15 protein-coding genes are annotated in these 13,744 nt (G+C 74.0%); 2 read left to right on the top strand and 13 right to left on the bottom strand.

Annotation, left to right across the window (positions count from 1 at the left end):
- Window positions 1-20 precede the first annotated feature (20 nt).
- Both Aeryth_RS17000 and Aeryth_RS16995 read right to left on the bottom strand, forming a co-directional pair.
- The gene (locus Aeryth_RS17000; protein ID WP_067861048.1) at window positions 21-1,982 is read right to left on the bottom strand and encodes an ABC transporter ATP-binding protein; all 1,962 of its coding nucleotides are present in this window, start codon (window positions 1,980-1,982) and stop codon (window positions 21-23) included.
- Window positions 1,982-2,284: a YbaY family lipoprotein gene (locus tag Aeryth_RS16995; RefSeq protein WP_067861046.1), complete on the bottom strand. Its 303-nt coding sequence runs from the start codon at window positions 2,282-2,284 to the stop codon at window positions 1,982-1,984. The genes Aeryth_RS17000 and Aeryth_RS16995 overlap by 1 nt, the downstream gene beginning before the upstream one ends.
- 73 nt (window positions 2,285-2,357) lie before the next feature.
- On the opposite strand from Aeryth_RS16995, the gene Aeryth_RS16990 reads away from it, so the two are divergent.
- Window positions 2,358-3,335: an NAD-dependent epimerase/dehydratase family protein gene (locus Aeryth_RS16990; RefSeq protein WP_067861044.1), complete on the top strand. Its 978-nt coding sequence runs from the start codon at window positions 2,358-2,360 to the stop codon at window positions 3,333-3,335.
- Window positions 3,336-3,339: 4 nt separating this feature from the next.
- On the opposite strand, the gene Aeryth_RS16985 is transcribed toward Aeryth_RS16990, so the two are convergent.
- Window positions 3,340-4,176, bottom strand: coding sequence for an SDR family oxidoreductase (locus Aeryth_RS16985; RefSeq protein WP_067861042.1), 837 nt, complete (start codon window positions 4,174-4,176; stop codon window positions 3,340-3,342).
- Between the two features lie 53 nt (window positions 4,177-4,229).
- A complete protein-coding gene (locus Aeryth_RS16980) occupies window positions 4,230-4,919 on the bottom strand; it encodes a 4'-phosphopantetheinyl transferase family protein (protein WP_067861040.1) in 690 nt (229 codons plus the stop codon).
- Window positions 4,920-4,999: 80 nt separating this feature from the next.
- Here Aeryth_RS16980 and Aeryth_RS16975 point away from each other — a divergent pair, with 80 nt between their 5' ends.
- On the top strand, window positions 5,000-5,482 hold the full coding sequence (locus Aeryth_RS16975) for a GNAT family N-acetyltransferase (RefSeq protein ID WP_067861038.1): 483 nt from the start codon (window positions 5,000-5,002) through the stop codon (window positions 5,480-5,482).
- 23 nt (window positions 5,483-5,505) lie between these two features.
- Here the strand turns inward: Aeryth_RS16975 and Aeryth_RS16970 are convergent, their stop codons facing one another.
- The 9 genes from Aeryth_RS16970 to Aeryth_RS16930 form a co-directional block, all read right to left on the bottom strand.
- A complete protein-coding gene (locus tag Aeryth_RS16970; RefSeq protein WP_067861036.1) occupies window positions 5,506-5,853 on the bottom strand; it encodes a ferredoxin reductase domain-containing protein in 348 nt (115 codons plus the stop codon).
- A 478-nt stretch (window positions 5,854-6,331) separates the two neighbouring features.
- The gene (locus Aeryth_RS16965) at window positions 6,332-6,826 is read right to left on the bottom strand and encodes a Dps family protein (protein ID WP_067861034.1); all 495 of its coding nucleotides are present in this window, start codon (window positions 6,824-6,826) and stop codon (window positions 6,332-6,334) included.
- A 157-nt stretch (window positions 6,827-6,983) separates the two neighbouring features.
- Window positions 6,984-8,426, bottom strand: coding sequence for a PepSY-associated TM helix domain-containing protein (locus tag Aeryth_RS16960; protein ID WP_067861032.1), 1,443 nt, complete (start codon window positions 8,424-8,426; stop codon window positions 6,984-6,986).
- Window positions 8,427-8,450: 24 nt separating this feature from the next.
- Window positions 8,451-9,647: a Dyp-type peroxidase gene (locus tag Aeryth_RS16955; protein ID WP_067861030.1), complete on the bottom strand. Its 1,197-nt coding sequence runs from the start codon at window positions 9,645-9,647 to the stop codon at window positions 8,451-8,453.
- Complete coding sequence (locus Aeryth_RS16950; RefSeq protein ID WP_067861028.1) at window positions 9,640-10,179, bottom strand: copper chaperone PCu(A)C; 540 nt, start codon at window positions 10,177-10,179, stop codon at window positions 9,640-9,642. Before Aeryth_RS16950 ends, Aeryth_RS16955 begins: the two co-directional genes overlap by 8 nt.
- Window positions 10,176-10,730: a copper resistance CopC family protein gene (locus tag Aeryth_RS16945; protein ID WP_067861026.1), complete on the bottom strand. Its 555-nt coding sequence runs from the start codon at window positions 10,728-10,730 to the stop codon at window positions 10,176-10,178. Before Aeryth_RS16945 ends, Aeryth_RS16950 begins: the two co-directional genes overlap by 4 nt.
- Before the next feature lie 34 nt (window positions 10,731-10,764).
- Entirely contained in the window at window positions 10,765-11,283 is a 519-nt protein-coding gene (locus tag Aeryth_RS16940; protein ID WP_144433841.1) for a hypothetical protein, read from the bottom strand.
- 46 nt (window positions 11,284-11,329) lie between these two features.
- Window positions 11,330-13,507: a heavy metal translocating P-type ATPase gene (locus tag Aeryth_RS16935; protein ID WP_257721382.1), complete on the bottom strand. Its 2,178-nt coding sequence runs from the start codon at window positions 13,505-13,507 to the stop codon at window positions 11,330-11,332.
- Window positions 13,508-13,519: 12 nt separating this feature from the next.
- The gene (locus Aeryth_RS16930; protein WP_067861023.1) at window positions 13,520-13,723 is read right to left on the bottom strand and encodes a heavy-metal-associated domain-containing protein; all 204 of its coding nucleotides are present in this window, start codon (window positions 13,721-13,723) and stop codon (window positions 13,520-13,522) included.
- Window positions 13,724-13,744: the final 21 nt, after the last annotated feature.

Genomic DNA, 13,744 nt, shown 5'->3' with positions numbered 1-13,744 from the left:
GGCGGCGACGGGACGGCGGGTCACACGCTGACGTCCGCCCGGCGCTCGTCGGCGCGCCGCGGGCCCCGACCGGACTGGAACTGCTCGACGTAGAGGCGGGCGTAGAGGCCGCCAGCAGCCAGCAGCTCGTCGTGGGTGCCCTGCTCGACGACCTGCCCGTCCTCGACGCCGAAGATGACGTCGGCGTCGTGGATGGTCGACAGCCGGTGCGCGATGGCGATGGTCGTGCGGTTGGCGCGGGCGCGCTCGAGGGCCTGCTGCACGAGCCGCTCGGTCTCGGTGTCGAGGGCCGAGGTGGCCTCGTCGAGGATGAGGATGCGGGGGTCGGCGAGCAGCACGCGGGCGATCGCGAGCCGTTGCTTCTCGCCGCCGGACAGCCGGTAGCCGCGCTCGCCCGTGACGGTCTCGTAACCGTCGGCGAAGCTGAGGATCCGGTCGTGGATGTTGGCGTCGCGGGCAGCCTGCTCGATCTCCTCGGCACTCGCGTCGGGCCGGGCGTAGGCGAGGTTGTCGCGGATGGTGCCGTGGAACAGGTACGGCTCCTGCGTCACCATGCCGACGGCGCCGGTGACGGTGTCGAGGGTCAGGTCGCGCACGTCGTGGCCGTCGATCAGCACGGCACCACGGGTGACGTCGTAGAAGCGTGGGACCAGGTAGGTGGCGGTCGTCTTGCCCGATCCCGACGGCCCGACGATGGCCGCCAGCTGGCCCGGCTCGACGCGCAGCGACACGTCGCGCAGGGCCCAGGCGTCGTCGGGCACGGGCGCGGCGACGCCGTCGGGCCGGTCGATGCGCACCGTCGAGTCGCCGAACCGGTCGCCGGTCCGCCCCCCGCTGAGCGAGCGCGGCTCGGGGTAGCGGAACCAGACGCCACGCATCTCGACCTCGCCCCGCACCGTGGGCAGCGCGACGGCACCCGGCCTCTCGACCACGGCAGGCTGGAGGTCGAGGTACTCGAAGATGCGGCGGAACAGGGCGAGCGACGTCTGGACGTCGAGCGTCACGCGCATCAGCTGCAGCAGCGGCATCTGGAGCCGGGCCTGGAGCGTCGTGAACGCGACGAGCGTCCCGGCGGTGAGCGCGTCGGCCCCACCGGGCAGGCTGCCGGTGATCATCAGCCCGGCCAGCAGGTAGATGAGGGCCGGCGTGATCGCGAAGAACGTCTGGACCGTCGCGAAGAACGTGCGGCCGGTCATCGCCTGCGCCACCTGCAGGCGCGCCTGCTCCCGGTTGGCCTCGCGGTAGCGTTCCGTCTCGGACTCGGCGCGGCCGAACACCTTCGACAACAGGATGCCCGAGACGCTCAGCGACTCCTCGGTGATCGCGGTCATCTCCGACAGCGACTCCTGCGTGCGGCGCGCGAGCTTCTGGCGACGTCGACCGACCCGCAGCTGGATGGCGATGAACGCCGGCATGAGCACCAGCGTCAGGACCGTCAGCTGCCACGACAGCAGCACCATGGAGACGACGGCGGCGACGACCGTGACCGTGTTCTGCAGGATGGTCGTCGCAGTGTCGGTGAGCACCGTCCGCACGCCGGCCACGTCGTTGGCGAGCCGCGACTGGATGGCACCGGTCTTCGTGGCCGTGAAGAACGCGAGCTCCATCGTCTGCAGGTGGGCGAACAGCTGGCTGCGCAGGTCGGCCATCGCGGAGTTGCCGATCGTGGCGGTGAGCCAGTTCTGCCCGACCGAGATCAGGGCCGTCACGACCGGGATGAGGCACATGAGCCCGACGAGCCGTCCGAGCAGGCCGAGGTCGGCGGGGCCGCCGTCGGTGGGGAAGAGCGCCTGGTCGAACACGGCGCGGGTGAGGAACGGGATGACCGACGTCAGCGCCGCGCCGGCCACGACGGCGACGCAGACGAGCACCAGCTGTCGGCGGTAGGGCCGCAGCAGGGAGGCGATGCGTCCGAGCACGGGGCTGTCGGCGGCGGCGACCTCCTCCCGCGACAGGTGCGTGACCTGGGCACCCCGTGGCATCAGGCGTCGACTCGTGACAGCTGCAGCTCCTCGCGCACGGTGACCAGCTCGGGGGTGCCCCACACGCCGACGTCGGTGCGCAGCATCGCCCAGAGACGCAGGGTGTCGGGGTCGGGGACGAGCGCCGCGTCGACGGACAGCTCGAACGGGGTGGGTCCGTCGCCGGCGACGCTGGCGGAGGCGGCCAGCACCTCGCCGTCGGGCGAGACGAGCTTGACCGTGAGCACGCCGCCGTCGGGCAGCGCGACCTTCTCGCGGGTCGAGGCGGTCCCGGTGACGGAGAGAGTGCTGATGGAGGCCATGCCCTGAGCCTAGGCCGTCAGCCCTCGGTGAACACCTCTGGCGAGTCGGCGCCCGTCCTGCTCAGGTGGAGGCATGGGACGGTGGCTGGTGCTCGGTGGCACGGCATGGCTCGGCCGCGAGGTCGCGCGGAGCGCGCTGGAGCGGGGGCACGACGTCACGTGCCTGGCGCGTGGCGAGAGCGGCGACGTCGTCGACGGCGCGCGCTGGGTGCGTGCCGACCGCGGCGGTCCCGACGCCTACGACGCGGTGGCAGGACCGTGGGACGCCGTCGTCGACGTCGCCCGCCAGCCGGGACACGTCCGCTCCGCCCTGTCGGCGCTCGGCGCCGCGACCGCCCACTGGACGTTCGTGTCCACCGCCAACGTGTACGCGGACCTGTCGGGACCGCTGCACGAGGACGACCCGCTGCGCGATGCGGTGACGACAGACGAGGTGGACGCCGAGCAGTACGGCGAGGGCAAGGTCGCGTGCGAGCGCGCGGTCCTCGCGCACGCCTCCCCGCTCGTGCTGCGTGCGGGCCTGCTGGCCGGCCCGGGCGACCCGTCGGACCGGTTCGGCTACTGGCCGGCGCGGTTCGCCCAGGCCGACCGCGACGACGTGCTGGTGCCCGACCCGCCGGCAGCCTGGTGCCAGGTGGTCGACGTGCGCGACGTCGCGACGTTCGCGGTGGATGCAGCCGAGCGCGGTGTCACGGGGGTCCTGAACGTCGCCGGGGACGGCGTCGCGCTGGGGGAGGCGCTGCTGCGGGTCGCGCAGACCGTCGGGTTCCGCGGACGCCTCGTGCCCGTCGGCCCGGAACGGCTGGAGGCGATCGACGTGCGGCCGTGGTCGGGCGAGCGCTCACTGCCGCTCTGGCTGCCCGACGGCTACGGCGGCATGATGCGGATCGACACCACCCGGGCGGAGGCCGCGGGGCTCGTCCGTCGCCCGCTCGAGGAGACGGCCGCCGAGGTGCTCGCCGACGAGCGCGCACGAGGTCTGGACCGACCCCGCGCGGCGGGCCTGACGCGCGAGGACGAGCTGGCCGTCCTGGCCGCCGCGACGGCGTGACGCGTCAGCGAGGCGCGGTGAGGGCCTCGGCGAGCGAGAGAGCCGGGCGCCCCAGGAGTCGAGGGACGTCGTCGCTGACGTCGGCGAGCTCGCCGTCGCGGATCGCGGTGTAGGTGCTCACCCACGCGTCGACCTGCCAGTCGGGTGCGCCGTAGTGGGCGCGACTGGCGCGGGCCTCCTCGAGCGTCTCGTCGTGGAAGCGGTGCGGTCGGCCGGTGACCTCGCTCAGGACGGTCGCGATCTCCGCGAGCGTCAGCGCCTCGGGGCCGGTGAGGTCGTAGGCGCGGTCCGCGTGGTCGCCGGGATGGAGCAGCACCTCGGCGGCCACGGCGGCGACGTCACGCTGCGAGACCGCCGCGACCCGTCCTTCGCCGGCCGGGCCGCGGATCACGCCCTCCTCGCCGGCGAAGTGCGGGAACACCTCCGCGTAGAAGCTGTCGCGCAGGAAGGTCCACGCGAGGCCGGAATCGCGCAACAGGTCCTCGGTGGCTCCGTGGTCGCGGCCGAGCGTGAAGGTGCTGTCGGCGGCCGCGCCCACGAACGACGTGTAGACGACGTGCCCGACCCCGGCCTCGACGGCCGCCTCGACGACGGAGCGGTGGTCGGCCATCCGGTCGGCGCTCTCGTGCCCGGAGACGAAGAAGAGCGCGTCGACGCCGGCCAGCGCCTCCCCGAGCGCGGGCCCCTCGTCGTACGCGCACTGCCACACCGGCAGCCCCAGGTCGGGGGCCCGGCTCGGGTCGCGGACGAGCAGGCGGGCCTCCGCCCCGGCCTCGGCGAGGTGGCGGGCGACGAGCCCGCCGACGGTCCCGGTGGCGCCGGTCACGGCGATGGTGGTCATGCCCGGTGCAACGACGGGAGACCGGCCCGATGTTCCGCGCAGCCGCTCGTCGCTCATCCGTCCGACCGCCCTCCGACGGCAGGACGCCAGTGCATCCCCGCCGCCACGACACCGTCGCGCTCGCCCCACCGTCCCCGCAGACGGGCAGGGAGGGACGTCCGGGCGACGGCGTCGAGGATGACCTCGAAGCTGCCGTCACGGGCGAGGTGCACGGTCACGTCGTCGAAGCCCAGCCACCGCCGTTCCAGGGGGAACCAGACCTTGTAGCAGGCCTCCTTGGCGCAGAACAGCAGCCGGTCCCACGGCACGGAGGCGTCCTGGTCGGCGAGGTCGGTGAGATGGCGACGTTCCGCCGGCGACGCGACCACGTCGAGCACGCCGGGTGGCAGCGGCAGGCTCGGCTCGACGTCGATCCCGAGCGCGCGGACGTCGCCGCCGTGCGTCACGGCGCACGCCGCGTAGCCGTCGCAGTGCGTGATGCTGCCGACCACGGAGGCCGGCCACAGCGGCTCGCCCCGGTCGCCCCGGCGAAGGACGGGCACGTCTCGGTCGAGCTCGGCCAGCGCCGCGTGCGCGAGGAGTCGTCCGGTGGCCCAGTCGTCCCGCCGACGCTCCCCCGCGCCTGGCACCAGACGGCGCTCCTCCTCGGCCAGGAGGGCCCACGCCTGACCGGGCGCGCCGGACCGCCGCGTCTCGTGGACCACCGCCTCGTCCGGCAGCAACGACGCGACGAGCGGGGTCACGGCTCGACCGGGCGGACGGCGGGTCGGCGGTGACGGTCCACGCCGACAGGCTAGTCGGCGCGAGTGCGAGGATCGGGCCCATGGCCCACGTCCGCCCTGCGGTGCTCGCCGACGACGCCGCCCTGCTCGGTCTCGACCTCGCGACCTGGAGCCCACGGTGGTCGCCGGGCGAGCCGCCGGCCCGCGACGCGTTCTTCGGCGAGCGCAACGGCGGTCCGGGCGGCTTCCTCGTGGCCGAGCGCGACGGCGCGGTCGTCGGCTACGTGGCGCTCCACCGGGCAGGTGGTCTGGCCACGCACGCGCACGTGCGGATCATCGACGGCCTGGCCGTGGACCCGTCGGCCCGGGGTCGGGGGATCGGCGAGCTGCTGGTGCGTGCGGCCGTCGAGCGGGCGCGCGCCGAGGGCGCCGCGAAGGTGACGCTGCGGGTGCTGGGCACGAACCCGGCTGCGCAGCGGCTCTACGAGCGCTGCGGCTTCGTCGTCGAGGGCGTGCTCGTCGGGGAGTTCCTCATCGACGGCTCACCCGTGGACGACACGTGGATGGCGCTGCACCTGCGCTGAGGTGCGTCGCTCGGATGGGCAGCTCAGATGGTCTGGGCGACGACGTCGAGCTCGACGGGCACGCTGCGGGCGCTGGACCCGGCGCTGATCCACAGCCCGACGGTGCGGGCGGCGTCGGGCTCGCTGGGGATCCACTCCGCGATCCATGCGGCCACGGCGCGGTCGGCGGTGCCGGGCCAGACGCGGTGGACGGTGACGCGGGCGGGCGTCTCGAGGACGGGGAGGTCGACGTCGGGGTCGATCTCGACGACGACCTGGCCGTACACGTCGGCGGGCAGCAGGGCCAGCGCCGACTGCAGCACCACGAGGTCGTCGGCGCAGCCGGCGAGCAGCACGTGCTGCAGCGGGACGCGGCGACGGTGGGACCTCATGAGGTGAGTATAGGCTTACCTGCGCCGGTTGAGGCAAGGGTTGCCTATCTCACACGCAGCGGTTCGCTTGCTCGTGGCGCGGGCTGCCTCCTGCGCTGTTCCCCTGTCGGGCGGTGACTTCTCCACCGAATGGACCGGTCGGCCGGGGTGCGCGGTGCGGATTCCACCCTCTGAGCGCTGAGACGATGGAGAAGTCCCCGCCCGGAGCCGGGATCCGGTGGAGGACGCACCAGGACCCCCGTCATCGGTGGCTCGGCAACCGCAGCGGCCTCTCTGAGGTTGCAGATCCACCGATGGGGGCGAAGGCCGGGACGGCCGACCACGCGGGGCGTGCTTGCTCCGTCGAGGCCTTTCGGAGACCGCCCTCACCACCGGCCGCACCGACGCAGTCCCGACCGACGGCGCCGAGGGCAGACCGCGGCCGAGGACGCAGCGAGCCCGGCCCGCGCGTGGCGGACCGGGCTCGACGACCGGGCGATCAGGCGGCGATGTGCGCCTGCAGCAGCCAGCGGTCCTTCGTCAGGCCGCGCTCGATCTCGATGGCGACGTCCTGGCTCGACAGGTCGATGTCGTCCAGTCCGGTGATCGCGGTGCGGATCGTGACGAGGGCGGCGTCGATCTGGGCGACGGTCTGCGCGACCGTGGTCTGCCAGGGCTGGAAGCCGTCGGACAGCGGGGGCAGCGTCGACTTCGCGGCGACGGTGGCCAGGCGCGAGTCGAGCGGCAGGCCGAGGGCGACGATGCGCTCGGCAGCGGTGTCGGCGTAGTCCTGCGCGTGGGCGACGAGCTGGTCGAGCGTCTCGTGCACGCCGGCGAAGGCGCTGCCGCGCACGTGCCAGTGGGCCTGCTTGCCGTCGACGACGAGGGCCTCGAGGTCGTGGACGACGGGGGTGAGGAACTGGGCGACGCCGGCCGCGATCTCCGACGTGGTCGCGAGGGCCGAGGGGGCGTCGGTGTGGGTGGTCGAGGTCATGGTGCACGTCCTTCTCAGTCAGGGTCTCTGATCTCTACAACGCACATCGTTCCCAAGAATTCCATCGTGCGCAACGTAGATCAGGCTCGCCTCACGGAGCCCAGGCTTGCCTCGCCCGCCTGGAACGACGGGCGAGGCGCGGTCCTCGGCGGCCCGGTCAGCCGACCGGCAGGTCCTCCCGCGGACGGTCCGGCTCGTCGGCCGCGGACCGACGAGCCCGGGCGGCCAGCGCCAGGTCGAGGAGGAGGAACACCGCCAGCGAGACACCCAGCAGCGGCACGAACCACCCGACCGCGAGCGTCACCCCGACGACGCCGACGAGCACGCCGGGCGAGAGGCGACGCCACGTGCCGCGCCCCGGCGCACGCCCGACCCGGGCCGTGCCGCGCGTGGGACGACGCTGCCACCACGACCGGTAGCTGAGCAGCGTCACGGCGATCAGGCCGAGCGCGACCGCCGCGAGCACCAGCTGGTTGAGCAGCCCGAACAGGACGCCGACGTGGGCGTCGATCGTCCAGCGGGTGAGCTTGGCCGCGAGCGGCTCGTCGGCGAAGCGGATCTCGTCGACGACCGACCCGTCACGCGGGTCGACGGCCACCGAGTCGAGCCGCGTGGGCGCGCTGCGCTTCTTCTCGGCGACGGTCCACGCCGACGCGTCGTCGACGGGGGCGGTGAGCAGGAGCGGGTCCTGCAGCCCCGACGCGCGCGCCGCTGCCAGGACCCCGTCGACGCCGACGCCGCGGCTCACGACGTCGTCGGAGGTGCCCGCACCGGATCCCCCGTGCCCACCGTGGGACCCGTGCCCACCGTGGCCCGACGACCCGGCGTCGTCGCCGTCCAGCGCTGTCGTCAGCGTGGTGCCGGTCCACGAGAGCGCCGTGCGCACCTCGGCCACGTGCTCGCCGGCGAAGCGCGACCAGGTGAGCCCGGTGGCCGACAGGAACAGGGCACCGACGGCCAGCCAGACGCCGAGGGTCGCGTGCCACGACAGGGTGCGGCGGCGTCCCGTCGCCGACTGCTCCGGCAGCAGGAGACGACGTGCGCGACGGTCGGTGCGCCGCTTGGTGGACCAGAGCGCGAGGCCGCCCAGGACGACGACCCAGAGCCAGCTGGCGGCGAGCTCGCTGTAGTAGCGCCCGACCGTGCCGAGGTGCAGGGTGCTGTGCAGCTCGTTGAGCCAGGCGCGCACGCCCAGCCACTGGCCGTACTGGCGCTCCTGGCCGAGCACCTCACCGGTGTAGGGGTCGACCATGACGGCGCGGTAGGAGTTCTCGGGCACGTCGGCGTCGGTGAACACGACCCGGGTGCTGCTGTCGGGGGTCGCGGGCGGCCGGATCTCGACGAGGGTCCCGTCGGGGTGCGCCTCGCGGGCGACGGCGAACTGCTCCGAGAGCGGCAGCTGTGCGCCGCGAGGCTCGACGGTGAGCTCGTCGGCGTAGACGGCGCGCTCGATCTGCGGTGCCGCGGTGTAGACGAGTCCGGTCACGGCGGCGACGAGGATGAACGGCGCGACGAGGACGCCGGCGTAGAAGTGCAGGCGCAGCACGAGGGGCTTGAGCTGCGCCCAGACGCCCGGTCGGGCGTCGGTGGTGGAGGTCATGGTGGTCCTTCGCAGGAGAGGAGGTCAGGTGAGGAGGGACTGGCCGAGCTGCTCGCCGCGGCGTGCGCCGGGCAGCACCGCGAACACGGCGGAGCCGATCGGGGTGGTCCACTGGTTGAGCAGGTCGAGCTCGGCGAGCCGCCGCTGGAGGGGCACGAACTGCGCCTCGAGGTCGGCCTGGAAGGACACGAAGACGAGGCCCGCGTCGGTCAGCTCGCCCGGTGGCGGCGGGTCGTCGTAGTTGTAAGGCCGCCGCAGGATGCGCTGGCGACGGTCGTCCGTCCTGGCCCGGCGGACGTGGGCGAAGGGGTCGATGACCTCCAGCCCGTTGGCGTCGACCGCGTCGAGGTCGGGATCGTCCTCGAGTCGTCCGCCGGTGAGCGGCCGCCCGTCGTCGAGCCGGCGCCCGATCGTGCGCTCGCGCGCGGTCCGGTCGATCTCGTCCCAGGTGTCGAGCTCCATGCGGATGCGCCGCACCACCATGGTCGTGCCGCCGTCGAGCCAGGCCGGACCCTCGGGCGTCGTCGTCGAGCTGCGCCACACGAGCGCGTCGTGGTCGGCAGGCCGCGGGTTGGCCGTCCCGTCGACCTGGCCCATGAGGTTGCGCGGTGTGCGGTCACGCCCGAGCGGGCCACGGAAGCCACGCTGCACCCACCGGACGGTCGTGAAGGTGCGCGCCTCCTTCGTGAGCAGACGGAGGGCGTGCGAGACGACGAGCTCGTCGTCGGAGCAGATCTGCAGCAGCAGGTCGCCCTCGCTCCAGCGGCCCTCGAGCCGGTCGACGGTGAAGTCTGGCAGGGGGCCGAGCCACGACGGCACGTCGACGCCGGCGGCCTCGACCGCTCCCGGCCCCACGGCGAGCGTGACCGTGAGCCCGGACGGGCGCAGCGCCAGCTCGGGCTCGGTGTCGGCGAGCCCCGCGCGTCCGGCCGTCAGACGCTCCACGTCGTCGGTCCAGATGGCGAACAGCCGGCGGAGTGCGTCGGCGTCGACACCGTCGAGCAGGTCGTAGGCGACGAGCACGCCGTGGTCCTGCGGGGGCGTGACGACCCCGGCCTGGTGGGTCCCGCGGAACGGGACGGTCCGCAGGCCGGGGTCGGCGGCGGGTGGTTCGTGGGCCGCGGCCGACGCGCCGGCGGCACCCACGACGACACCGGCCGCACCGACCGAGCCGGACGTCAGGAGCGCCCGCCGCGAGAGTCCGCGACGCGGCTCACCCATGGTCGCCGTGGTCCGCGTGCTCGCCGGTGTCCCCGTGACCGGTGCCGCCCTCGTAGTCCTCCTCGGCGCCGGAGAAGGACCGCGCGGGGGCCGTGAACGACATGGTCGAGTCGTCGGAGAACCGGATCGTCACGCGTACGTCCTGTCCGGGCTCGACCGGTCGGGTGAGGTCCATGAGCATGATGTGGTCGCCGCCGGGCTCGAGCGTGTGCGCCTTCCCGGCGGGGACGACGATGCCGCCCTTCTTCTGGCGCATGACCATCTGGCCGTCCTCGTCGGTGGCCATCTCGTGCAGCTCGACACGGCCCGCCACGCCGTCGGTCGTGGCGGAGACGATGGTGACGTCGCGGTCGGCGGCGTTGCGGAAGGTGCCGAACGCGGCGGTCATGCCGGAGTCGGCGGCCTTGACCCAGGGGTCCTGCACCGAGACGGTCGACGCCTCGGTGGCGGTCGAGGCGTCGGTGGAGGCGCCGCAGGCGGTCAGGCCGACGGCGGTGACGGTGACGAGCAGGAGGGTGGTGAGTCGCTTCATCGGGTGTGGTCCTTGTCGGAGGTCGGGGTGGTGCGGGAGCGGCGCACGAGGACGACGACGGCGGCGAGCAGCACGAGGGCAGCGAGGCCGCCCAGCGCGTACGCGCCGTAGCGCGACGTCGAGGAGACGTCGGACGCTGTGCGCTGGGTGGGTGCGGCGATGGCCGGGGTCCGACCGTCGCCGAGGGTGAACGCGACGACGCCGTCGATCGGGTGGCCGTCGGCCGACACGACGCGCCAGACGAGCGTGTAGCGGCCGTCGGGCAGCGTGGTGCCGGGTGCGTCGGCCAGGAGCCGGGTGCCGTCGGCGCGAGGCCTCAGCGTGGCCACGGTGTCGCCGTCGCGGCGCAGCACCATGGCGGGGCTGATGTCGCTGACGGGTTCGTTGAAGCGCAGCTCGAGCTGCTCCGGCAGGGCCTGGACGGTCGAGCCGGTCTGGGGGTTGGAGCCGATCAGTGCGCTGTGCGCCGACGCGGCGAGCCCGGGCAGCAGCACGAGCAGGCCGGTGAGCAGGCACAGCAGCACGGACCGACCCCGGAGGGTCGGGTGCATGGGTGTCTCTTCCGGGAAGGGGGTGGATCGGTGGTCAGACCGATGCCGGGGGTGCCCTTCCGAGAGGCAGCGCGAGGCGCGCGACGCCGTGCAGCGACGACGGGGTGGAGACGAGGAGGTCGGGGCGCGGTGTGGGCGCGAGGACGCGCAGGATCCGCAGCGCCCGCAGGGCGAGGTGGTCGAGGATCGACAGCAGCGCGTGCTCGGCGCGTGGGACCACGGCCACGAGGAGAGCGGCGGCCAGGCCGTGGGTGAGCAGCATGAGGGCGCCGTCGCCACCCATGACGGGGTGCTGCGCCATCGACACGCCGTGGACGGCGCCCTGCGTGAGCAGGAACGCCGCAAGGAGGGTCCGCGGGGTCCAGCGCTGGCCGCTCAGCATCCAGGCGAGCGCGCCGACGCCCACGGTGATCGCGCCCAGCGCACCCAGGGAGGGCGCAGCGCCTCCGGCGGCCTCGTGGGCGCCGACGCCGAGCCCCGTCGTGAGCGCGCCGACGAACGCAGCACGGACCGTGCGGGCGTGGCCCGAGGTCAGGCGGCGGTCTGCGCTCACCGGCACACGGTACTACGCGTCGTCGTAGGTGGACGAGAGCCGTGAGTCAGTCGAAGCGACGCAGGCGCAGGCTGTTGGTCACCACGAGCACGCTGCTGGCGGCCATCGCGACGCCGGCGATCATCGGGTTCAGGAGCCCGGCGACGGCGAGGGGCAGGGCGGCGACGTTGTAGCCGAACGCCCACACCAGGTTGGTCCGGATGGTCCGCAGCGTCGCCCGCGACAGCCGCACGGCGACGACGGCGGCGGAGAGGTCGCCGGAGACGAGCGTCAGGTCCGACGCGGCGATCGCGACGTCGGTGCCGGTGCCCATCGCGATGCCCAGGTCGGCGGCGGCGAGCGCGGCGGCGTCGTTCACGCCGTCGCCGACCATGGCCACCACGCGACCCTCGGCCTGCAGGCGCTGGACCGCGCGCAGCTTGTCGTCGGGCGTCACCTCGGCCTCGACCCGCTCGATCCCGACCTCGGCGGCCACGGCGTCGGCGACGCGGCGCGCGTCGCCGGTCAGCAGCACCGGCTCCAGGCCCAGGTCGCGCAGGTCGGCGACCGCCTGGCGCGACGTCGGCCTGACCGTGTCGGCCACCGTCACGGTGCCGACGAGGCGGCCGTCGGCCTCGACGGCGATGGTCGTGCCGACGACGTCGACCGGCGCGACGTCGTGGCCGAGCCACGACGCCCGTCCGGCCCGCACACGACTGCCGTCGACCACGCCGCTGACGCCCTGGCCGGGGTGGTTGGCGAAGTCCTGGACGGGAAGGGGCTGGTCGACGAGGGCCGCGACGGCGCGGGCGACGGGGTGCTCCGACGCGTGCTCGACACCGGCCGCGAGGGCGCGGAGCCGCCCGACGTCGACACCGGGGACAGGCCGCACGTCGACGACGCGCATCTCGCCCGTGGTGACCGTGCCGGTCTTGTCGAGGACGACGGTGTCGATGCGGCGGGTCGACTCGAGCACCTGCGGCCCCTTGATGAGGACGCCGAGCTGCGCACCGCGACCGGTGCCGACCATGAGGGCGGTCGGCGTCGCGAGGCCGAGGGCGCAGGGGCAGGCGATGATCAGGACCGCCACGGACGCGACGAACGCCTGGGTCAGGGTGCCGCCGAGCAGCAGCCAGCCCGCGAACGTGGCCACCGCCAGGGCGATCACGGCGGGCACGAACCAGGCGGCGACGCGGTCGGCGAGCCGTTGCACCTCGGCCTTGCCCTCCTGGGCCTCCTCGACCAGCCTCGCCATCTGCGCGAGCCGGGTGTCGGCGCCGACGGCCGTGGCGCGGACCACGAGCCGACCGCCGACGTTGACCGTCGCCCCGGTGACCGCACGACCCTCGTCGACCTCCACGGGCACGGACTCGCCCGTCAGCATCGACTCGTCGACGGCTGACGCACCCTCCACGACCTCGCCGTCGGTGGCGATCGTCTCGCCCGGCCGGACGACGAAGAGGTCGCCGACGCGCACGTCGTCGACGGGGACGCGCGTCTCCAGGCCGTCGCGCAGCACGGCGACGTCCTTGGCGCCGAGGTCGAGGAGCGCCCGGAGGGCGGCGCTCGACTGACGCTTCGCGTTCGCCTCGAGGTAGTGGCCGAGGAGCACGAACGTGGTGACGACGGCCGCGACCTCGAGGTAGATCTCGTGGGCGCCGCCGCCGGTGAGCGACCACTCCATCCGCATCCCGACGTGACCCGCCCCGCCGAGGAGAAGGGCCCACAGCGACCAGAGGTACGCCGCGCCGACGCCGACCGACACGAGGGTGTCCATCGTGGCGGCGCCGTGGCGCAGGTTGGTGGCGGCAGCCCGGTGGAACGGCCAGGCGCCCCAGGTGACGACGGGGGTGGCCAGGGCCAGCGCCAGCCACTGCCAGCCGGGGAGCTGGGTGGCCGGCACCATCGACAGGACCAGGACCGGGAGGCTGAGCACGCCGGAGACGAGCGCACGTCGCCGCATGGAGGCGGCCCCATGGAGACCGTCCGTGTGGTCGTGCGCCCCGCCGTGGTGCTCCTGCGGCAGCGTCGCCGAGTAGCCCGTCGCGGCGACGGCGTCGAGCAGCACCTGGTGGTCGGTGCCCTCGGGCACGCGCACGGTCGCCTTCTCGGTGGCGTAGTTGACGCTCGCCTCGACGCCGTCGAGCCGGTTGAGCTTCTTCTCGATGCGCGCCGCGCAGGCCGTGCAGCTCATGCCGTGCACGTCGAGCCTGACGGTCTCCTGGCCGGCGTTCTGGGTGGTCACGGTGTGCTCCCCTCAGGCCAGGGCGTACCCCGCCTCGGCGACGGCCTCGCGGACCGCGTCGGACGAGGTGTCGCCGGTGACGGTGACGTGGGAAGTGCCGCCGGCGACGAGGTCGACGGTGACGTCGGTGACGCCGTCGAGGGCGCTGAGCTCCTCGGTGACGGCGGCGACGCAGTGGGCGCAGGTCATGCCGGTGACGTCGTAGGTGGTGGTCATGCTGGTCCCCTCTCGGGACGG

The sequence above is a fragment of the Aeromicrobium erythreum genome, from assembly GCF_001509405.1.
Taxonomy (GTDB): Bacteria; Actinomycetota; Actinomycetes; order Propionibacteriales; family Nocardioidaceae; genus Aeromicrobium; species Aeromicrobium erythreum.
This window is presented reverse-complemented; position numbering and strand designations above follow the sequence as displayed.

What these genes read in the sequence shown, in the direction of transcription:
- Aeryth_RS16995 (WP_067861046.1), bottom strand. Translation starts at nt 2,284, where the DNA reads ATGGCCTCCATCAGCACTCTCTCCGTCACCGGGACCGCCTCGACCCGC.
- Aeryth_RS17000 (WP_067861048.1), bottom strand. Translation starts at nt 1,982, where the DNA reads ATGCCACGGGGTGCCCAGGTCACGCACCTGTCGCGGGAGGAGGTCGCC.
- Aeryth_RS16945 (WP_067861026.1), bottom strand. Translation starts at nt 10,730, where the DNA reads ATGCACCCGACCCTCCGGGGTCGGTCCGTGCTGCTGTGCCTGCTCACC.
- Aeryth_RS16930 (WP_067861023.1), bottom strand. Translation starts at nt 13,723, where the DNA reads ATGACCACCACCTACGACGTCACCGGCATGACCTGCGCCCACTGCGTC.
- Aeryth_RS16965 (WP_067861034.1), bottom strand. Translation starts at nt 6,826, where the DNA reads ATGACCTCGACCACCCACACCGACGCCCCCTCGGCCCTCGCGACCACG.
- Aeryth_RS16990 (WP_067861044.1), top strand. Translation starts at nt 2,358, where the DNA reads ATGGGACGGTGGCTGGTGCTCGGTGGCACGGCATGGCTCGGCCGCGAG.
- Aeryth_RS16985 (WP_067861042.1), bottom strand. Translation starts at nt 4,176, where the DNA reads ATGACCACCATCGCCGTGACCGGCGCCACCGGGACCGTCGGCGGGCTC.
- Aeryth_RS16970 (WP_067861036.1), bottom strand. Translation starts at nt 5,853, where the DNA reads ATGAGGTCCCACCGTCGCCGCGTCCCGCTGCAGCACGTGCTGCTCGCC.
- Aeryth_RS16960 (WP_067861032.1), bottom strand. Translation starts at nt 8,426, where the DNA reads ATGACCTCCACCACCGACGCCCGACCGGGCGTCTGGGCGCAGCTCAAG.
- Aeryth_RS16975 (WP_067861038.1), top strand. Translation starts at nt 5,000, where the DNA reads ATGGCCCACGTCCGCCCTGCGGTGCTCGCCGACGACGCCGCCCTGCTC.
- Aeryth_RS16955 (WP_067861030.1), bottom strand. Translation starts at nt 9,647, where the DNA reads ATGGGTGAGCCGCGTCGCGGACTCTCGCGGCGGGCGCTCCTGACGTCC.
- Aeryth_RS16950 (WP_067861028.1), bottom strand. Translation starts at nt 10,179, where the DNA reads ATGAAGCGACTCACCACCCTCCTGCTCGTCACCGTCACCGCCGTCGGC.